We start from the raw sequence: 21,197 nt of genomic DNA, 5'->3' as shown, positions 1-21,197 counted from the left end.
CGAACTGGGGAGTTCTTCGTGACCGACACGCTGCCCGTCGCGGGCACGCACGGCCCGCCGCTGTCCCACCCGGACACCACGGTCGCCGGGCTCGTCCTGGCGCAGGCCGCGAAGACGCCGGACGCGCTCGCCGTGCGGCAGGGTGCCACCCGGCTGACCTACGCTGAGCTCGTCGCCGCGGCCTGGGGTGTCGCGGCCGCCCTGCGCGAGCGGGGGGCCGGCCCGGAGACCCGCGTCGGGGTGTGCGCCCACCGGACGCCCGCGCTCGTCAGCACCGTGCTCGGGGTCCTGCTGTCCGGTGGCAGCTACGTCCCGCTCGACCCGGGCGGGCCGCGCGCCCGGCTGACCGCGATCGCCGCCGACGCCGGGGTCTCCCTCGTCGTCGGGGACGCCGCGGTCGCGGAATTCGGGGAGCAACGGGGGATCGACGTCCCGCCGCCCGCCGCACCCGGCAGCTGCCCGGCCACCCCGGACACGACCGCGCACGTGCTCTACACCTCCGGCTCGACCGGCCGGCCCAAGGGCGTGCTCACCAGCCACCGCAACATCGTCGCGTTCGTCACCGGGTTCGCCGGCCGGCTCGGCGTCGGCCCCGGCACCCGGACGCTCGGCATCTCCTCGCTCGGGTTCGACGCGTTCACGATGGACGTCTTCGTGCCGCTGTCGGTCGGCGGCTCGGTGCAGCTGGCCGGCACGGCCGACCGGGCCGACCCGGAACGGCTGCGCCGGTTCATCGTCGAGCACGACGTCGACTGGGGGTTCATCACCCCGACGCTGCTGTCCCTCCTGGACCCGGCCGACGTGCCCGGCTGGCGGACCGTGGCCTGCGGCGGCGAGCCGGTGCCCGCCGAGCTGGCCGCCCGCTGGCTGCCCGGCCGCCGGTTCTTCCACGTCTACGGCCCGACCGAGACCACCGTCGTCGTGGTCACCGACGAGGTGACCGGCGTGCCCGCCGACCCGCTGCCGCTCGGCACACCGACGCCGCAGCACCGCGCGCACGTCGTCGACGACGAGCTGCGGCCCGTCCCGCCGGGCGAGGTCGGCGAGCTGGTCGTCGGCGGACCCGGTCTCGCCGCGGGGTACCTCGGCAGCCCGGAGCTGACCGCGCGGAAGTTCGTCGAGGACCCGTTCCTGCCGGGGGAACGGCTCTACCGCACCGGCGACCTGGCCCGGCTCCGCTTCGACGGCAGGCTGGAGTTCGCCGGGCGCGCCGACCGGCAGGTGAAGATCCGCGGGCAGCGCATCGAGCTCGGCGAAGTCGAGGCCGCGCTGGGCGCCCACCCGGACGTCGGCGCCGTCGCCGTCGAAGCCGTGCCCGGTCCGGGCGGCACCCGGCTGGTCGCGTTCCTCAGCCCGGCGTCGGCACCGTCCGATGTGGACCTGCTCGCGTACGCGGGGGAGCGGCTCACCGAAGCCATGCGCCCGGCCGTGCTCCGGCGGCTGGACGTGCTGCCGGTCAACCCCGTTACCGGGAAGGTGGACCGGCCCGGGTTGCGCGCGCTCGCCGAAGACGAACCGGTCGAGGATCTGGGCGGCTCGCCGGTCGCCGAGGTGTGGCGGCGGGTGCTCGGGGCGGGTGCCGGAGCGGACTTCCTGCGCTCCGGTGGCGACTCGATCGCGGCGATGCGGCTGGTCGCCGCGTTGCGGAAGGACCTCGCCGCGGACGTGTCGGTCGAAGACGTCTTCGCGGGCCGGACGCTCGAGGAGCTGACCCGGCGGGTGGCCGCGGCCGCGCCGCTGACCGGTCCGGGCCTGACCACCGGCCACGCGCCCGCGCTGTCCCCGCCGCAGCGGCGGCTGTGGTTCCTCGACCAGCTCGCCCCGGACGCGGCGCCGTACAACATCGCGATGGCGTTCCGGCTGACCGGGCCGCTCGACGTCGGCACCCTGCGCGTGGCCTTGCGCGCGGTGGCCGAGCGGCACGACGTGCTGCGCTGGCGGATCCGGCCGGTCGACGGGGTCCCGCGGGCGGAGTGCTCGCCACCGAGCGACGTCGAGCTGCCGGTGGTCGCGCTGACCGAAGCCGCCGTCGGTGCCCGGCTGGCCGCCGACGCGGCGGCGCCCGTGCGGCTCGACCGCGAACCGCCGTGGCGCGTGCGGCTCTACGAGCTGGGGCCCGAGGACCACGTGCTCGGCTTCACGTTGCACCACGCCGTGTTCGACGGCTGGTCACGAGAACTGCTCTGCGCCGACCTCACCGCGGCCTACCGCGGCGAGCCCCTCCCGCCGCTGCCGGTGTCCTATGCGGACTACGCGGTGTGGCGCGCCGACCGCGACCGCCGCCGCGAAGCCGTCGACCTCGACTGGTGGGCCGGCCACCTCGCGGGCGCGCCGTCCACAGTGGACTTGCCGCGGGACCGGCCGCGCCCGGCCGTGCAGACCTACCGCGGCGCGACCCGCCACCAGGCCTTCCCCGACGGCGTCACCGAGGCCGTCGGGGCGCTGGCCACCCGCACCGGGACCACCCGCGCGGGCGTGGTGCTGGCCGCGTTCGGGCAGCTGCTGCGGCGGCTGACCGGCGGGGACGACCACCTGGTCGCGACCGTCGTCGCGGACCGGCAGCTGGCCGAAACCCAGGACGTCGCCGGGTTCTTCGTGGACATCGTCCCGGTGCGGCTGCGCGGCGGGGACGCGGACTTCGCCACGCTCGTGCGCCGCGGCGGCGCCGAGCTGCTGGCCGCCACCGCGCACCCGGCGGCCCCGATCGACCGGCTCGTCGGCGCGCTCGGCGTGCCCCGCGACCCGTCGCGGGCGCCGCTGGTGCAGGTGATGGTCAACGTCCTCGGCTTCACCGAACCCCGGCTCGACCTGCCCGGGGTGCGGGGGACGTGGGTGCCGGTCGAGAAGCCCGGTTCGCCGTTCGACCTGACGGTCTACGTCCTCGAGCACGGCGTCGAGCTGCTGTACAACCCGGACCTGTTCGACGCGGCCCGGATGGCGGCACTCGCCGAGGACTTCACCGCGCTCCTCGCGGCGCTGGTCGCCGAGCCGGACCGGCCGGCCGGGGCGTGCGCGCCGGAACTCCCGCGGGCCTCGGTCCGCGCGGCCGCGCCGGAAGCGGCCGCGCGGCCGGAAGCCGAGCCGGCGCCGGTCGCCGACCCGGCCGCGCTGGCGGCCACCGAGGCGCTGATCGCCGCGACCTGGCGGGAAGTGCTCGGCCTCGACGCCGTCCGGGTGACCGACAACTTCTTCGACGTCGGCGGGCATTCCCTCGCGCTGGCCAAGGTGCACGCCGAGGTCACCGCCCGGCTCGGCCGCCGCATCCCGATGGTCGACCTGTTCACCCACCCCACCGTCCGCGCCCTCGCCACCCACCTCCACGCGGGGGCCGCGCCCAGCCCGGAACTCGCCAGGGCCGCCGAGCGGGTCGCCGCCCGCCGGGGGCGCACCCCGTCCAGAAGACCCCGCCGCAGTGCCGGCACGACCGGCCACGAACAGGAGCGACACCAGTGACGAACGACCTCGAACCGGGCGCCGAACCCATCGCCATCGTCGGCATGGCCGCCCGCGTCCCCGGTGCCGGTGACCTCCGGCAGTTCTGGCGCAACCTCGTCGACGGCGTCGAGTCCATCAAGCCCGCCGGCCGGGAAGAGCTGCTCGCCCGCGGTGCCGATCCGGCCACTTTGGACGATCCCAGCTGGGTCAACGCGACCACGGTGGTCGACGGCTTCGACGAGTTCGACGCCGACCTGTTCGGCATGACCAGCCGCGAAGCCGAGATCACCGACCCGCAGCACCGGGTCTTCCTCGAAGCGTGCCACTCGGCGCTGACCGACGGCGGCTACGACCCGGCCCGCTACGGCGGCGCGATCGGCGTCTACGGCGGCACCGGGCGGACCGGCTACCTGATCGAGAACCTGCTGCGCAACGAGCGCGTGATGGCCTCGCAGCACGGCGGCATCGGGATGTCCACCGGCAACCAGCCGAGCTACCTGACGACGTCGGTGTCCTACAAGCTGAACCTGCGCGGCCCGAGCCTCGCGATCCACACCGCGTGCTCGACGTCGCTGGTCGCGGTGCACCTGGCGTGCGAGGCCCTGCGCAACGGCGAGTGCGACCTGGCACTGGCCGGTGGGGTGAACCTGGAGATGCCGCACGGCATCGGGTACATGGGCGTCGAGGGCTTCACCTCACCGGACGGGCACGTGCGCGCGTTCGACGCCGGAGCCAACGGCACGGTGTGGAGCAGCGGCGTCGGCGTCGTCCTGGTCAAGCGGCTCTCGCAGGCGCTGGAAGACGGCGACCACATCCGGGCGGTCGTGCTCGGCAACGCGATCAACAACGACGGCGCCACCAAGGTCGGCTTCTCGGCGCCGAGCGTCGCCGGGCAGACCGAGGCCATCGCGCAGGCGGTCGGCATGGCCGGGGTGGACCCGCGCACGATCGGCTACGTCGAGGCGCACGGCACCGGAACCGCGCTGGGCGACCCGATCGAGATCACCTCGCTGTCCACTGTGTACGGTCACGGCGTCCCGGACACCGGCTGGTGCGCGATCGGCTCGGTGAAGTCGAACATCGGCCACCTGTCCCAGGCGGCCGGCGTCGTCGCGCTGATCAAGACCGTGCTGGCGATGGAGCACGGGCTCATCCCGCCGACCATCAACTACGAAGAAGCCAACCCGGGCATCGACTTCCCGAACAGCCCGTTCCACCCGGCGACCACGGTGACCAAGTGGGAAGCCGCCGCCACCCCGCGCCGGGCGGGCGTGAGCTCGTTCGGCGTCGGCGGCACCAACGCCCACGTCGTGCTGGAGGAGGCACCCGCGCCGCGGCGGCACCGCCGGCCCCACCCGGCCCACCTGCTGCGGGTGTCCGCGAAGACGCCGGAGACCCTGGCCACCGCGGTCGAGCGGCTCGCCGACCGGCTGGCCGGGGACGTGGACCTCGACCTCGCCGACGTCGCGCACACCCTCGCCGCGGGGCGGACGGAGTACCCGCACCGCGCGGTCGTCGTCGCCCGTGACTCCGAAGACGCCGTCGACGGCTTGCGCGACCCCCGCCGGCTGGCCACGGCGCAGGCCGGTGAGCTCAAGGTGGCGTTCCTGTTCTCCGGGCAGGGTTCGCAGTACGCCGGGATGGGTGCCGAGCTGTACCGCAGCGAGCCCGTCTTCGCGACGGCGTTCGACGAGTGCTGCGAGCTGTCCGGCCTTCCCGGCCTGAAGGAGCTGGTCCTCGGCCGCGGCGGGGACGCCGAGCTGCGGGAGACGCGGTACACCCAGCCCGCGCTGTTCGCGGTCGAATACGCGCTGGCCCGGCTGTGGCGCAGCTGGGGCGTGCGGCCGGGCGCGATGCTCGGGCACTCGGTCGGGGAGTACGTCGCCGCGACCGTGGCCGGGGTGTTCACCCTCGCCGACGCGGTGCGGCTGGTCGTGCGGCGCGGCGAGCTGATGCAGGCGATGCCCGCCGGTGCGATGCTCGCCGTCCAGCTCGACGAAGAGTCCGTCGCGAAGCGGCTGCCGGAAGGGCTGTCGATCGCCGGGGTCAACGGGCCGGGGACGTGCGTCGTCGCCGGGCCGTCCGGCGCCGTCGCGGACTTCGCGTCACTGCTGAAGTCGAGTGACGTGCAGTGCCGGGAACTGGTGACCTCGCACGCCTTCCACTCGCCGATGATGGACCCGATCCTGGCCGGGTTCACCGAGGCCGTCGCCGCGGTGCCGCGGTCGGCGCCGTCGCTGCCGTTCCTCTCGAACCTGACCGGTGGCTGGATCACCGCCGAGCAGGCCACCGACCCGGCGTACTGGGCCGCGCACCTGCGGCAGGCGGTCCGGTTCGGCGACTGCGTGCGGACGCTGTTCGACGGCGGCGAGCGGTGGGCGCTCGTCGAGTGCGGCCCGGGCCACCAGCTGGCCGGGCTCGCCCGCGGCCAGGTGCCCAAGGGCCTGCCGGCGCCGCTGCCGAGCCTGCCCGGTCGCACCGACCGCGAGGGCGACGTCGAAACGCTGTACGCCGCGGCCGGTCTGTTGTGGACACACGGGGTGCCCGTGGAGCCCACGACGTCCGGGCACCGCGTCCCGTTGCCCGGCTACCCGTACGCGCGCAAGCGGTATTGGGTCGACCCCGATCCGAAGGGGACGCTCGCCGAGCCGGAGCGGCCGAGCGGGCCGCTGCCGCTCGACGAGTGGTTCGCGGTCCCGTCCTGGCGGCAGGCCGGTCCGGACCTGCGGCGCGAGCCCTTCGCGTCCTGCCTGGCGTTCGTCGACGGCGACGTCCTCCCGGGCTTGCTGCGGGCCGCCGGGGTCGCGGTCACCGAGGTCCGCCCCGGTGACGCCTTCACCGCCACCGAGCGCGGCTTCACCGTCCGGCCCGGCGTGCGCGAGGACTACGACGAACTGGTCGCCGCCCTCGGCGACCGCCCCGAGCGGGTGGTCCACGCGTGGGCCCTCGACGGCACCGAAACCGGGATGGCCGCCCAGGAGCGCGGGTTCTTCAGCGTGCTCAACCTGGTCCAGGCGTGGGGCGAGCCGGTGCGGATCGACGTGCTGAGCACCGGCACCGCCGACGTCACCGGCAGCGACCTGACCCGGCCCGAACACGCGACCCTGGCGGGCATCGCGCGGGTGCTGCCCCTGGAAGTCCCCGGCACGGTCGTGCGGCGGATCGACGTCGAGACCGTGACCGCGGAGGTCGTCGCGGAGCTGTTCCGCCCGGCCGAATCCGAGGTCGCGTTGCGGCGAGGGCGGCGCTGGGTCCTCGAGTACACCCAGCTCGCCGTGCCCGAAGCGGCGCCGGTGCTGCGCGAGGACGGCCGGTACCTGATCACCGGGGGCACCGGCGGCATCGGGGTCACCCTCGCCGAGGACTTCGCCCTGCGCGTCCGGGCGAAGCTGATCCTGCTGACCCGCTCCGGCCTGCCACCGCGCGAGGAGTGGGACACCTGCGACGGAACCGACCGGGCCGCGCGGGCGATCCGGGCGATCCGGCGGATGGAGGCGGCCGGCTCGGTGGTGCACGTCGTCGCCGCCGACGTCACCGACCCGGTGCGGCTGCGGGAGGTCCGGGAACTGGCCGAACGCGAGTTCGGCGGGCTGGACGGCATCGTGCACGCGGCCGGCCTGCCCGGCGGCGGCGTCACCGAGGTCAAGGAACGCCCGGTCGCCGAAGCGGTGCTGGCCCCGAAGATCGCCGGCACCCTGGCGCTGGCCTCGGCCTTCGCCGACCTGCCCATGGACTTCGTCGCCCTGTGCTCGTCGGTCACCGCGGTCTCGGGTGACTTCGGGCAGGTCGACTACTGCGCGGCCAACAACTTCCTCGACGCCTACGCCCGCGGCGACCACGGCTGGCGGGCCCGGGTCGTCTCGCACGACTGGGGTGGCTGGGACGAGGTCGGCATGGCCGCCGAAGTGGCCGCGCCGACGACGATCCGGTCCGCCCGCACGAAAGCGGACGGCCCGATCGCGCACCCGGTGCTCAGCACGCGCACCGGCGAGGACTGCCACGGGCTGGTCTCGGCGGCCGCGCACTGGCTGCTCGACGAGCACCGGATCGCCGGTGTCCCGGTCGTGCCGGGGACCGGGCACCTGGAGATCGTGCGGGCGGCCGTCGAGGCGGCGCTGCCGAAGCCGGGTGACGGCCACCTCGTCGAACTGCGCGATGTCGCCTTCCTGGAGCCGTTCTCGGTGCCCGAGGGCACGGTCGCGGAGTACCGGGTCGGCTTCGACGGCGACGGGTTCGCGGTGACCAGCCGCGCGGGCGGGGTGACGAAGACGCACGTCCGGGGCTCCGCGGGCTGGGTCCCGGCGCCCGTGACGTCCACTGTGGACCTCGACGCGGTGCGGGGCCGGACGAGCGTGCTCGACGACGGCAACGCGTTCGGCACCGGCCGGACCAGCATGGTCACCTTCGGCCCGCGCTGGGCCGCGCTGCGCACCCACCACGTCGGCGCGGACGAGGAGCTGGCGTCGCTTGTCGCGCCGGTCTTCGACACCGGCTGGGGGCTGCACCCGGCGCTGCTCGACGTCGCGACCGCGTTCGGCCGCGGCCGGGGGAGCGGCACGTACCTGCCGATGAGCTACGGCCGGGTCGTCGTGCACGCCCCGCTGCCGGCGAGCTTCCACAGCCACCTGCGCTACCGCGACTCCGGCGGTGACCAGGTCATCGCCGCCGACCTGACGCTGTGCGGCGACGACGGCCGCGTGCTCGTCGAGATCGAGGACTTCGTGCTCCGCCGGGTCGACGAGGGCGCGGTCAGCGGCGGGCTCACGGCCCCCGTGGCCAAGTCCACTGTGGACTCAAACGGGATCCGGCCGGTCGACGGCGCCGAGGCGTTCCTCCGGGCGCTGACGCCCGGGCTCGGCGGCCAGGTGGTGATCAGCACCCGCCCGGTGCGCGACCTGTTCGCCCGCCGGGTCACCGCCGAAGCGCTGGAAGAAACCGAAGAGGTCGCTGAAACCGTCCAGTCGCAGGCCCAGGACGACTACGTCGCCCCGCGGACCGACCTGGAGGCCGAGATCGCCCGGCAGTGGGCCGAGGTGCTCGGCGTCGAGCGCGTCGGCGTCGACGACGACTTCTTCGCCCTCGGCGGCAACTCGCTGGTCGCCATCCAGCTCATCGCCCAGGTCCGCAAGACCACCGGCGCCCGGCTGGCCATGAAGACGCTGTTCGAATCCTCCACGGTGGCCGCGCTGGCCGAGCGGATCGAGGAGCTGCGGACCGCCGCACTTTCACGTGAAAGTGCGGGCGAAACCACCATCCCCAAGCTCGAGCGCTGAAGCAGGAGACATGACCGACACGAAGCAATGGACGTTCCCGGCCTCGTTCGGGCAGGAGCGGATCTGGCTGTCGAACCAGCTCGACCCGGCGTCCCCGGTGTACAACCTCCCCTGCCAGGTGCGGCAGGACCTGCCGCTCACCGAAGGCCAGTGGCGGGCCGCGCTCGGCGTGGTCGTCGGGCGGCACGAGGCCCTGCGCACGGCGTTCCGGATGGACGGCGGCGAGCTCGTCCAGGTGGTGCACGCCGACGTCCCGATCGAGCCCGAGGTGCACGACCTGCGTGATCTGCCCGAGCGGGAAGCGCGCGCGGCCGAGCTGGCCGAGGCGATCGCCCGCCGCCCGATCCCGCTGGACTCGGCCCCGCCGTGGCGGGCCCAGCTCTGCCGGCTCGGCGACGCCGATTGGCTGCTGACCTTCGTCGTGCACCACACGGTGTTCGACGCCGGTTCCGTGCTGGTGCTGGCGAACGAGCTGAACGAGGCCTGCAACGCGGTCGCGGAGGGCCGGCTGCCGAAGCTGCCCGAGCTGGCCATCCAGTACGCGGACTACTCGGCGTGGCAGCGCGGCCAGCTGCCGCTCGTGCGCGCGCAGCTGGACTACTGGCGCGAGCGGCTCGCCGGGCTCCCGCCGGTGCACAGCCTGCCCACCGACCGGCCGCGGCCCGCGGACTTCGGGTTCGGCGGCGGCCAGGTCGACTTCACCCTCCCGGACGGCCTGCTCGACCGGGTCGGCGAGGTCGGCCGCGAGCTGTCGGCGTCGCCGTTCATGGTGCTGCTCGCCGGGTACACCGCGCTGCTGTCGCGGCTGTCCGGGACGACCGACGTCGTGGTCGGGGTGCCGGTCGCCGGCCGCGACCTGCCCGAGCTGGCGCCGCTGATCGGCATGTTCGTCAACCAGCTCGCCATCCGCGTCGACTGCGGCGGCGACCCGGCGTTCGCCGAGCTCGTCGGCCGGGTCCGCACCGCCGTGCTCGACGCCATCGAGCACAGCCGCGTGCCGTTCCAGCTGGTCGCCGACGAGGTGCGCCCGGAGCGCGACGGGGGCGTGCAGGCGCTGTACCAGATCGGCTTCAACTTCATCCCCGACTCGGGCATCGAGCCGGTCCGCTACGCCACCGCCAAGGACGACGTCGCGATCGACCTCACCGCGACCGGTGGCCGGCTGCTGTACCGCACCGACCTGTTCGACCGCGAGACCGCGGAAGCGATGGCCGACCGGTTCCTGCGCGTCCTGGTGGCCGCGGTCGAGGACGCCTCGATCGCCGTGGCGGACCTGCCGCTGCTGTCGGAGGCCGAGCGCGCCGAGGTGGAGGCGTGGAGCGGCTCGTCCACTTCGGACGCGCCGCTGGTCGTCGAGCGGTTCGAAGAGCAGGTCCGCTCGACGCCCGGCGCGGTCGCGGTGGACCTCGGCGGCTCGGTCCTGACCTACGCCGAGCTGAACGCGCGGGCCGACCGGGTCGCGCACCGCCTCGGCGCCGGTGGCGTGGTCGGCGTGTGCGCGCCGAACTCGGCCGAGCTGGTCGTGGGCATCCTGGGTGCGCTCAAGAGCGGCGCGGCCTACGTCCCGCTCGACCCGGCCAACCCGGCGGCGCGCCAGGAGCTGATCCTGGCCGACGCCGGGGCGCGCGTCGTGCTGACCGCCGGGGAGGTGACCCTGGCGGCCGAGACCCTCGCCCTCGACGATCCGGCGGTGTGGGCGGAGCCGGCCGGCGAGAACCCCGCGCGGCCGGGACCGGACGACATCGCCTACGTCATCTACACGTCCGGCTCGACCGGCCGCCCCAAGGGCGTGCAGGTCGGCCACCGGGCGCTGGCCACCTACCTGGGCTGGGCCCGCGAGGCGTACCCGAGCCTGGCGGGGCGCGCGCTGCTGCACACTTCGGCGTCGTTCGACCTGACCGTCACGACGCTGCTCGGCCCGCTCACCGCCGGCGGGTCCATTGTGGACTCCGGGCGGCCCGACTTCGTCAAGGCCACCCCGACGCACCTCGCCGTGCTGCCGGCGGAGTCCCGTCCCACCGGGGATCTCGTGCTCGGCGGCGAGGCGCTGACGGGCGAAGCCGTCCGGCCGTTCGCCGGGATCGCGGTCACCAACGAGTACGGCCCGACCGAAGCGACCGTCGGCTGCGTCGCCCACCGGCTCGACGGCCCGGTCGACGGGCCGGTCCCGATCGGCCGCCCGATCCCCGGCACCCGCGCCTACGTCCTCGACGAGCGCCGGCGGCCGGTGCCGCCGGGCGTCGCGGGTCAGCTCCACCTGGCCGGGGAGCAGCTGGCCCACGGCTACCTCGGGCTGCCCGAGCTGACCGCCGAGCGCTTCCCGGACGGGCCGTACGGGCGGATGTACGCCACCGGCGACCTGGCCCGCTGGCGCCGGGACGGCACCCTGGAGTACCTCGGCCGGACCGACGACCAGGTCAAGCTGCGGGGCTTCCGGATCGAGCCGGGCGAGGTCGAAGCCGCGCTGCGCGAGCTGCCGGAGGTCCGGGACGCGGCGGTCGCGGTCCGCGGGGAAACCCTCGTCGGGTACGTCGTCGGTACCGCGGACGGCGCGGCCGAAGCGCTGCGGGCCGCGCTGCCCGAGTACCTGGTGCCGACCGTGTTCGTCACGCTGGAGGCGCTGCCGGTGGCCGCGAGCGGCAAGCTCGACCGGGCCGCGCTGCCCGATCCGCACCCGGGCGGCGCGACGGAGTACGTGGCCCCGAGCACCGCGGCCGAAGAACTGGTCGCCGAGGTGCTGGGTGAGCTCCTGGGCATCGAGAAGCTCGGCGTGCACGACGACTTCTTCGCCCACGGCGGCAATTCGCTGCTCGCGATCCGCGCGATGGCCCGGATCCGCAAGCAGGTCGGCGTCGAGCTGCCGGTCCGCGGCCTGTTCTCGTTCACCACGGTGGCCGGGCTCGCCGCCGAGGTCGAGCGGCGCCTGGAAGCGGACCTGGACCAGCTCAGCGACGAAGAGGTCCGGGCGCAGCTGGCCGAAGGTGAGCGGGCGTGACGACGATCGACGAAACCAGCAGCGCGGCCGCGCGCCGGGCGCTGCTGGAACGGCGGCTGCGGCGGCGCGCCGAGCCGGCCGCGACCATCACCCGGCGGCCGGACGGCGACCCCGTCCCGCTGTCGTACCAGCAGGAACGCGTCTGGTTCATGGAGCAGTTCGCGCCGGGGACCACGTCGTACAACATCCCGGTGCCGATCCGGCTCACCGGCCGGCTCGACGTCGGCGTGCTGCAGGCGGCCCTCGACGCCCTGCCCGTGCGGCACGAGGCCCTGCGCATGCGGTTCCCGGCCGGGGACGACGGGCAGCCGTCGGTCAAGCTAGAACCGGTCGTGACCGTGCCGCTGTCCGTGGTGGACACCGGTTCCGAAGAGGCGGCACGGGCGGCGGTCGACGCCGCCGCGGCCGAGCCGTTCGACCTGGCCGAAGGGCCGTTGCTGCGCGCCACTCTCGCCCGCGTCTCCGCCGAGGAGCACCTCCTCGCCGTGTGCACCCACCACATCGTCGGCGACGGCTGGTCGGTCGACCTGCTGCTGCGCGACCTCGCGGCGGGCTACCACGGGACGGCGGCCGCGCTGCCCGCGCTGTCCATCGGCTACGGCGACTTCGCGCACTGGCAGCGCCGGACGCTGACCGGCGCCGAACTGGACCGGCAGCTCGACCACTGGCAGGAGACCCTCCGCGGCGTCGAACCCCTGGAGCTGCCCACCGACCGGCCGCGGCCGGCGACCCAGGCGTTCGACGGCGCGATCCACGAGTTCTTCGTCGAGCAGGACCTCGTCCGGGCGCTCGGCGAGGTCGGCCGCGAGCACGGCGTCACGCTGTTCATGACGCTGCTGGCCGCGTACCAGGTGCTGCTGGCCCGGTACTCCGGGCAGGAGGACTTCGCCGTCGGCTCGTCGTCGGCCGGGCGCGGGCTGCCCGAGCTGGAAGGCGTGGTCGGCATGTTCATCAACATGCTGCCGCTGCGCGCCCAGCTCGACGGCGACCCGGGCTTCACCGAGCTGCTGGCGCGGACCCGGCGGCACGTGCTCGACGCGTTCGACCACGCCGACGTCCCGTTCGAGCGCCTGGTGAACGCCCTCGGCGTGCCGCGCGACGTCAGCCGTTCGCCGGTGTTCCAGGCGATGTTCGTGCTGCAGAACTACGAGATGGGCCGGCTGGGCGCGGCCGGGGAGTCCGAAGTGGACTTCCGCTGGCTGCCGATGGACCTGCCCGCCACCCGGTTCGACTTCGAGTTCCACGCGATCGAGGTCGAGTCCGGGCTGATCGGCAAGTTCGTGCACAACACCGCGCTCTTCGGCGGGGAGACCGTCGCCGGGATGGCCGAGCGCCTGGTCACGCTGCTGCGCTCGATCGTCGCCGACCCGGCGCGCCCGGTGTCCGAACTGGACATCCTCGGGGCGCAGCGCGACCTGGTCGTGAACCGGTGGAACGACACCGCCGGGGAGATCCCGCCGGGCACGCTGCACTCACTGGTCGAAGCGCAGGTCGCCCGGACGCCGGAGGCACCCGCGCTGACCTTCCGCGGGCAGTCGCTGTCCTACCGGGACCTGGACGAGCGCGCCAACGGCCTGGCGCACCGCCTGCGCGAGCTGGGCGTCGGCCCGGGCACGCTGGTCGGTGTCTTCGCGAACCGCTCCTTCGAGCTGGTCATCGCGCTGCTCGGGGTGCTCAAGGCCGGTGGCGCGTACGTGCCGCTCGACCCGGAGTACCCGGCGGACCGGCTCGCGTTCATGCTCGAAGACGCCGCCGCGCCGGTCGTCCTGACCCAGGCCGCCCTCCGGGACTCCCTCCCGCCGGGAGCCGCGACCGTCGTCGTGCTCGACGGCGTGACCGGCCCGGTCACGCCCCCGGAACCCCTGGCGGGCGCGGACGATCCCGCGTACGTCATCTACACCTCCGGCTCCACCGGACGGCCGAAGGGCGTGCCCAACGGGCACCGCGGCATCGTCAACCGGCTCGACTGGATGCAGCGCGCGTACGGCCTCGACGGTTCGGACGCGGTGCTGCAGAAGACCCCGGCGAGCTTCGACGTGTCGGTGTGGGAGTTCTTCTGGCCGCTGATGACCGGTGCCCGGCTGGTGCTGGCCGAGCCCGGCGGCCACAAGGACGCGGCGTACCTGCGCGAACTCCTCGACGCCGAGAACGTCACGACCGCGCACTTCGTGCCGTCGATGCTGACGTTGTTCCTGGCGGAGCCGGGGATCGAGGCGGTGACGGCGCTGCGGCGCGTGGTCTGCAGCGGCGAGGAACTCCCGCTCGACACCGCCCGCGAGTTCGTCCGGCGGCTGCCGCACTGCGAGCTGCACAACCTGTACGGCCCGACCGAAGCCGCGATCGACGTCACCGCCTGGCACTGCACGCCCGAAGCGCTGGCCGAGGTGGCGGCCGTGCCGATCGGGGCGCCGATCCGCAACCTCCGGATCTACGTCCTCGACCGGGGCGGCAACCCGTGCCCGGTCGGCGTACCCGGCGAACTCCACATCGCCGGGGTCGGGTTGGCGCTGGGGTACCACAACCGGCCGGAGCTGACGGCCGAGCGGTTCGTCACCGACCCCTTCCACGGTGGCCGGATGTACCGCACGGGCGACCTCGCGCACTGGCGCGCCGACGGGACGATCGCGTTCCTCGGCCGCCTCGACCACCAGGTCAAGCTGCGCGGCCTGCGCATCGAGCTGGGTGAGATCGAGGCCCGGCTGCGGGAACAGCCCGGCGTGGCCGACGCCGTCGTGCTGGTCCGGGAGGACACGCCGGGGGACAAGCGCCTGGTCGGCTACGTCGTCGGCGACGCGGACACCGGTGCCCTCCGGACCGCGCTGAAGGAAACGCTGCCGGACTACATGGTGCCGCCGTCGTTCGTCACCCTCGACGCGCTGCCGCTGACGCCGAACGGGAAGCTCGACCGCAAGGCCCTGCCCGCCCCGGTCGCCGCCCGCGACGCGAGCACCACGCTGGTCGAGCCGTCCAGCCCGCTGGAGGTGCTGCTCGCGGACATCTGGCGCGACGTGCTCAAGGTCGAGGAACTGGGCGTCGACGACGACTTCTTCGACCTCGGCGGCCACTCGATGCTCGCCACCCAGGTGGTGGCGCGGATCGCGAAGGCCGGGCACCAGGCCGGCGTGATGGACCTGTTCCAGCACCGCACGATCCGCGAGCTTGCCGTGTTCCTGGCCGGTGACCGCGACGACTCGGGACACCTGCTCTACGAGCTGACCAAGCCGGTCGCGAAGCCGACGCTCACCTACGTCTGCTTCCCCTACGGCGGCGGCAGCGCGATCGTCTACCAGCCCCTCGCGGACGCGCTGCCCAGCGGGTATTCGCTGTTCTCGGTCGCGATCCCCGGCCACGACGTCGGCCTGTCCGAGGAGGCGGTGCCGTTCGACGAACTGGTCGAGCGGCTCGCCGACGAGGTCCTCGAGCGGATCGACGGGCCGCTGGCGATCTACGGCCACTGCGGCGTCGGCAACGCTCTCGCCGTCGGGGTGTCCCGGCGTCTCGAGGAGCGCGGCCGCGAGCTGGAAGTCGTGCACATCGGCGCGATCTTCCCGTTCGCGCGGATCAAGGGCGCGGTCGGGACGCTGCGGACGCGGCTGGAGAAGCTGCGCAGCAACCGGTACTACGCGAACTGGCTCAAGGGCATGGGCGTCGACACCGACGACCTCGACCCGGCGCAGGCCGACCGGATCATCAGCAACATGCGCGCCGACAGCCGCGCCGCCGAGGAGTACTTCAGCGGCCTGCTCGACGCGCGGGTCGCGAAGCTGCGCGCGCCGATCATCTCGGTGGTCGGCTCGGAAGACCCGGTCACCGACTACTACGCCGAGCGCTACCGCGAGTGGGAGTTCCTCACCGACCGCACCGCGCTCGTGGTGCTGGACCAGGCGGGGCACTTCTTCCTCCGCTACCGCGCGGAAGAGCTGGCGGAGATCCTCACCCGGGTGCACCCCGCCCTGGACGAACCCGGCGAACTGCACGTTTCGGCGCGGGAGGAGACGGCGGGCTGGGCGGTGCACGACACCCACCGGTCCGAAGTGGACGAGACGCCCGCGGTGAAGCCGAGCATGGCGAGGTTCGTCACGGTCACGGTCGGCCAGCTGGTGTCGTCGACCGGCTCCGCGCTGACGTCGTTCGCGGTGCCGATCTGGCTCTACACCAAGACCGGCTCGGTCACCGACCTCGGCCTGCTCTGGGCGCTGGCGCTGCTGTGCGGGGTGCTGGTCCTGCCGGTGGCGGGCGCGCTCGTCGACCGCGGCGACCGCCGCAAGATCATGATCGCGGCCAGCGCGATCGCCGGCGTCATCCAGCTCGCGCTCGCGGTGCTGCTGACGGTGGGGAACCTCCAGCTCTGGTGGCTCTACGCGCTGATCCCGCTCGGCTCGGTCGCGGGGTCGATCCAGCGCATCGCCTACCAGTCGTCGGTGGCGCAGCTGGTGCCCAAGCAGTACCTGGGGCACGCGATGGGGCTCGCCCAGCTGTCCAACGGCTTCGCGCAGCTGCTGATGCCGGTGATCGCGGCCGGGCTGCTCGCGGCGATCCAGCTGCGGGGGATCCTCGTCCTCGACATGGCGAGCTACGTCTTCGCCATCGTCAGCCTGCTGTTCGTGCGGTTCCCCGACCTGCTCGGCTGGCGGCCGCGCGAGCCGTTGCTGACGGCGATCGCGGGCGGGCTGAAGTACTCGTGGAACCACCGCGGCTTCCGGACGATGCTGCTGTACTTCGCGCTGGCCAACGTCTTCCTGGCGCCCGCGCTGGTCCTCGTCTCGCCGCTGGTGCTGTCCTTCGGCACGGTCACCGACGTCGCCCAGGTCGCGCTCGCCGAGGCGGTCGGCGCGGTGGCCGGCGGGATCGGCATGGCGCTGTGGGGCGGCCCGCGCAAGCGGCGGATGGTCGGCGTGCTCGCGGGCAACGTCGGCATCGCGCTCGGCAGCCTCGTGATGGGGCTGCGGCCGTCGCTGATCGTGGTCGCGGCCGGGGTGTTCCTGCTGGCCGCGGCGATGGCCGTGTCCCAGGGCATCTACGCGACGCTGGTGCAGGTCAAGGTGCCGCAGCGCTACCACGGCCGGGTGTTCGCCATCAACCAGACGATCACCTGGTCGACGCTGCCGATCGGGTTCGCCGTGCTCGCCCCGCTCGCGGTCGGGTGGTTCTCGCCGCTGCTCGCGCCCGGCGGCGCGCTGTCCGGGTCGGTCGGTTCGATCCTCGGTACCGGCGAGGGCCGCGGGGTCGGGCTCGCCTACGTCGTCTACGCGCTGGTCCTGCTGCTGATCAACGCCGGCGGGTTCGCCGTGAAGCTGCTGCGCCGGTTCGACACCGAAGTGCCGGATTCGCTGCCGGACGACCTCGTCGGCGCGCAGGAACGGGAGCGCAGGCTCGCCGGGAAGGAGGCCGCGTGAGCGACGTCGTGCTGATCAGGGAAGCCCGCGGGCACTGGGTCGGCGAAGTCGCCGCGGCGGTGCACGCGGCCGGGCACCGCGCGGTGCTGTTCGCACCGCCGGTGGCCGCGGCCGAGCGGACCTCGCTCGCCGCGGTGGTGGACGAGGTGGTCGCCGTGGACGACGTCTACGACGCCGAAGCCGTCGCCGCGCGGATCCGCTCGGCGGTCGGTTCGCCCGCCGCCGTGCTGACCGGTTCGGACGGGGCCATCGCGAGCACCGCCCGCGTCGCCGAGCTGCTCGGCGTCGCGCGGTGCCCGGCGTCGGTGTTCGCCCGGTGCGCCGACAAGTTCGCGGTCCGGGAAGCACTGGCCGCGGCCGGGCTGCCGGGGCCCGCGGCGGCGCTGATCTCGTCGGCCGCCGAAGCCGCCTCCGTCGCCGGCCGGGTCGGGCTGCCGGCGATCGTCAAGCCGGTCAACGGCGCCGGGAGCAACCTCGTCCGCACGGTGTCCACTGTGGATGAACTGGCGGCCGCCTACGAGCTGCTGGCCGCGCGGCTGCCCGAGTCCGCGGACCCGCGCTACCACCGTCCACTGGGGACGCTCGACCCGGCCGCGACGTTCCTCGTCGAAGGCCTGCTGCGGGGCCCGGAGTACGCGGTGGACGTGCTGATCCGCGACGGCGTCCCCGAGCCGGTCGAAGTCCTCGACAAGCCGCTCATCGACGAGCGGAAGTTCGAGCTGGCCCTGTCCTGCCCGCCGGAAGGGCTGACGGCGGAGCGGGCGGCGCTGGTCACGGCGGCGGCGTCGGCGGCGGTGCTCGCGCTGGGGCTGGACAACACGATCGCGCACGTCGAGGTGATCGACGACGAGCGGCGCGGCCCGACGATCGTCGAGGTCAACGCGGGCCGCCCGGCGGGCTCGATCATGCCACTGCTGGCCAAGCTGCGCACCGGCGTCGACGTGTTCGCCGAGCTGACCGCCCTCGCTCTCGGCGCGCCGCCGCCCGCGCGTGAGCCGGCGAAGCTGCCGATCCCGCTGGGCATGCTGATCCTCTACGCGGCCGGGTCCGGCACCCTGACCGGAATCGGCGGCCTCGACGAGGTCGCCGCGCTGCCGGAGGTCGTCGACGTCGTCACGACGGTTTCGCCCGGCCAGGTGCTCACCGACGAGCAGGAGACGTACGCGGTCAACCTGGTCGTGGCCGGGTTCGCCGGCCACGAAGACCTGGCCGCGCTGCACGCCGAGGCGAGCAAGCTGATCCGGCTGGAGGTCGCGTGAAGACCGCGTTCATCGTCCGGGAGACGCGGGGGCAGTGGATCGGGGACTTCGCGGCCGCCGTCCGCGCCGCCGGGTGGCGGGCCGAACTGGTCACCGAGCCGCTGGGCGACGCCGAGCGGGCCGAGCTGGGGGCCCTGGTCGACGGCTTCGTCGTGGTCGACGACGTCCGGGACGCTCCGGCGGTGGCCGAGGCGCTCCGGGACCGGGCGCCCGCCGCGGTGCTCACCGCGGCGGAAGGGATCATCGCGAGCACCGCCCGGATCGCCGAGCTGCTGGGCGTCGCCCGCTGCCCGGCGGAGGTGTTCACGCTGGCGCACAACAAGTTCGCCGTCCGGCGGGCACTGGCCGCGGCCGGGCTGCCGGGACCGCGGGCCGCGTTGTTCGCCGACCCCGCGGACGCCGCGAAGATCGCCGCGGAAGTCGGCCTCCCGGCGATCGTCAAGCCGGTCAACGGCGCCGCGAGCGCCCTCGTCCGCACGGTGTCCACTGTGGATGAGTTGACCGCGGCGTACCACCTGCTGGCCACGCGGCTGCCGGAGAACTCCGACGCGCGGTACCACCGCCTGTTGCCGGGCCCGCTCGACCCGCTGCGGGTGTTCCTCGTCGAGAGCCTTCTCGACGGCCCGGAGTACGCCGTCGACGTGCTCGTCCGCGAAGGGACCGCCGAACCCGTCACCGTGGTCGGCAAGCCGCTGATCGACGAGCGGAAGTTCGAGCTGGGCATGGTCTGCCCGCCGTTCGGGCTGCCGGAAGAGCGAGCCGGGCTGATCACCGAAGCGGCGTCGGCCGCCGTGCTCGCCCTGGGCCTCACCTCGACGTGCGCGCACGTCGAGGTGATCGACGACGCCGCGCTCGGGCCGGTGGTCGTCGAGGTCAACGCCGGCCGGCCCGCCGGGGGAGCGCAACCGGCCCTGCTGCGGCTCGCCACCGGCATCGACGTCACCGCCGAAGCCGTTTCCCTCGCCCTCGGCACCCCGCCACCCGCGCGCGGGACCGGGCTGCCGGTGCCGGTCGGCTATCTGATCGTCTACGCCGAAGGCACCGGGCGGCTGGTGCGCGTCGAGGGCACTGCGGAAGTCGCGGACCTGCCGGAGGTCCTCGACGTCGTCACCATCGTTTCCCCCGGCCAGGTGCTCAGCGACGACCAGGAGATCTACGCCGTCAACGTCCTCGTCGCCGGGTTCGCCGACGTCGACGACCTGGCCGCGCTGCACGCCGAAGCCGCGAAGCTTGTCCGATTCGAACTGGAGGAGTCATGACCGCCGATCTCGCGGCGCCGCTGGGCCAGCTGCACGGGAACGAGCACACCAAGATCGCCGTCTTCCCGGCCGCGGACTTCGCGGCCGTGGACGCGCAGCTCCCGCAGCTGCGGGAACACCTGCGCGACCACGGCGCGATCCTGCTGCGCGGGCTGCCCGCCGACCTCGACCTGTTCAACCGGGTCACCGAGACGATCGGCGGGGCCCTGCTCACCTACACCGAGCGGTCCACGCCGCGCTCGAACGTGGCCGGCAACATCTACACCTCGACGGAGTACCCGCCCGCCGAGTCGATCCCGATGCACAACGAGAACTCGTACTCGGCGAGCTGGCCCGCGCGCTTGTTCTTCCTGTGCGACACGGCCGCCGAAACCGGCGGGGCCACGCCGATCGCGGACAGCCGGGCGATGTACCGGCTGCTGCCGGCGGACCTCCGCGAGCGGTTCGCCGGCGGCGTCGCCTACACGCGCGCGTTCCGCGAAGGGCTCGGGCTGACCTGGCAGGAGGCGTTCCAGACCGAGGACCGCGCGGTCGTCGAGGAGTACTGCGCGCGCAACGGCCAGACGTTCGAGTGGACCGAGGAAGGCCTGCGCACCCGGCACGTCCGGCCGTCGTTCGTGGTGGAGGAGCACACCGGGGACACCGTGTGGTTCAACCAGGCCAACCTGTTCCACGTCTCGAGCCTCGGCGAGGAGGTCAGCGAGGCGCTGCTGGAGCTGTACCCGGAAGCCGACCTGCCGCGCAACGCCTACTTCGCCAACGGCAGCCCGATCCCGGTCGAAGACCTGTCGAAGGTCCGCGAGGTGTACGACGAGGTCAGCTACGCGTTCCCGTGGCAGAGTGGGGACATCATGGTGATCAACAACATGCTGATGGCCCACGGGCGCGAGCCGTTCACCGGCAAGCGGCGCATCCTGGTGGCGATGACGGGATGACCGCACCGGTCGTCGTGCTGCTCGCGCACCCGCGGCCCGGGAGCTTCAACCACGTGCTCGCCGGCCGCGTTGTCGCGGTCCTGGAGCGGGCCGGGGTGCCGGTGCGGTTCCACGACCTGTACGCCGAAGGCTTCGACCCGGTCCTGACCGCGGAAGAGGCCTACACCGGCGGAACCCGCGCGGCGGAGTTCCTCGCCGCCGAACCGGATCCGCTCGTGCGGCGCCACCGCGAGGAACTGCGCGACGCGGGCGGGCTCGTCGCGATCCACCCGAACTGGTGGGGCAAGCCGCCCGCGATCCTCAGCGGCTGGCTCGACCGGATCCTCGTCCCGGGCGTCGCCTACCGCCTCGACGACGCGGGCGGCGCACCCGAGTCGTTGCTTCCCCTGCGGCGGCTGCTGGTGGTGAACACGTCGGACACCACCGAGGAGCGCGAGCGCACGCTGTTCGGCGACCCGCTCGACGCGATCTGGCGCCGCTGCCTGGCGCCGTACCTCGGCGAGCCGGAGGTCCGCCGGCTGGTGCTGCGGGTGGTGGCCGACGCTGGTGCCGACACCCGCGCGCGGTGGCTCGACGACGTCGAAGGCGAGGTGGCCCGGCTATTCGGCGCGCCGCCGCGAGGTCGCGAATGACTCATTCGGGACG

General features: G+C 74.0%; 8 protein-coding genes. All 8 read left to right on the top strand.

Translation table 11 applies throughout. The features are described 5' to 3' along the window. The first annotated feature begins 18 nt into the window (after positions 1-18). Genes AB5J73_RS37805 through AB5J73_RS37770 form a run of 8 tightly spaced genes read left to right on the top strand, consistent with a single transcriptional unit; the run spans position 19 to position 21,184 of the window. Positions 19-3,453: an amino acid adenylation domain-containing protein gene (locus tag AB5J73_RS37805; protein WP_370963604.1), complete on the top strand. Its 3,435-nt coding sequence runs from the start codon at positions 19-21 to the stop codon at positions 3,451-3,453. Between the two features lie 44 nt (positions 3,454-3,497). Then, complete coding sequence (locus AB5J73_RS37800) at positions 3,498-8,708, top strand: SDR family NAD(P)-dependent oxidoreductase (RefSeq protein ID WP_370973451.1); 5,211 nt, start codon at positions 3,498-3,500, stop codon at positions 8,706-8,708. A 10-nt stretch (positions 8,709-8,718) separates the two neighbouring features. After that, on the top strand, positions 8,719-11,703 hold the full coding sequence (locus AB5J73_RS37795) for an amino acid adenylation domain-containing protein (protein WP_370963603.1): 2,985 nt from the start codon (positions 8,719-8,721) through the stop codon (positions 11,701-11,703). Then, positions 11,700-17,099: an amino acid adenylation domain-containing protein gene (locus tag AB5J73_RS37790; RefSeq protein WP_370963602.1), complete on the top strand. Its 5,400-nt coding sequence runs from the start codon at positions 11,700-11,702 to the stop codon at positions 17,097-17,099. The genes AB5J73_RS37795 and AB5J73_RS37790 overlap by 4 nt, the downstream gene beginning before the upstream one ends. Then, complete coding sequence (locus AB5J73_RS37785) at positions 17,096-18,358, top strand: ATP-grasp domain-containing protein (protein ID WP_370963601.1); 1,263 nt, start codon at positions 17,096-17,098, stop codon at positions 18,356-18,358. Before AB5J73_RS37790 ends, AB5J73_RS37785 begins: the two co-directional genes overlap by 4 nt. Beyond that, entirely contained in the window at positions 18,355-19,617 is a 1,263-nt protein-coding gene (locus AB5J73_RS37780; protein ID WP_370963600.1) for an ATP-grasp domain-containing protein, read from the top strand. Before AB5J73_RS37785 ends, AB5J73_RS37780 begins: the two co-directional genes overlap by 4 nt. Next, positions 19,614-20,552: a TauD/TfdA family dioxygenase gene (locus AB5J73_RS37775; RefSeq protein ID WP_370963599.1), complete on the top strand. Its 939-nt coding sequence runs from the start codon at positions 19,614-19,616 to the stop codon at positions 20,550-20,552. The genes AB5J73_RS37780 and AB5J73_RS37775 overlap by 4 nt, the downstream gene beginning before the upstream one ends. Then, the gene (locus tag AB5J73_RS37770; RefSeq protein WP_370963598.1) at positions 20,549-21,184 is read left to right on the top strand and encodes an NAD(P)H-dependent oxidoreductase; all 636 of its coding nucleotides are present in this window, start codon (positions 20,549-20,551) and stop codon (positions 21,182-21,184) included. Before AB5J73_RS37775 ends, AB5J73_RS37770 begins: the two co-directional genes overlap by 4 nt. The last annotated feature ends 13 nt before the right edge of the window (positions 21,185-21,197 follow it).

It is taken from the genome of Amycolatopsis sp. cg9 (genome assembly GCF_041346945.1).
Taxonomy (GTDB): Bacteria; Actinomycetota; Actinomycetes; order Mycobacteriales; family Pseudonocardiaceae; genus Amycolatopsis.
The sequence above is the reverse complement of the archived record's forward strand: the minus strand, read 5'-3'. Positions and strand labels throughout refer to the sequence as shown.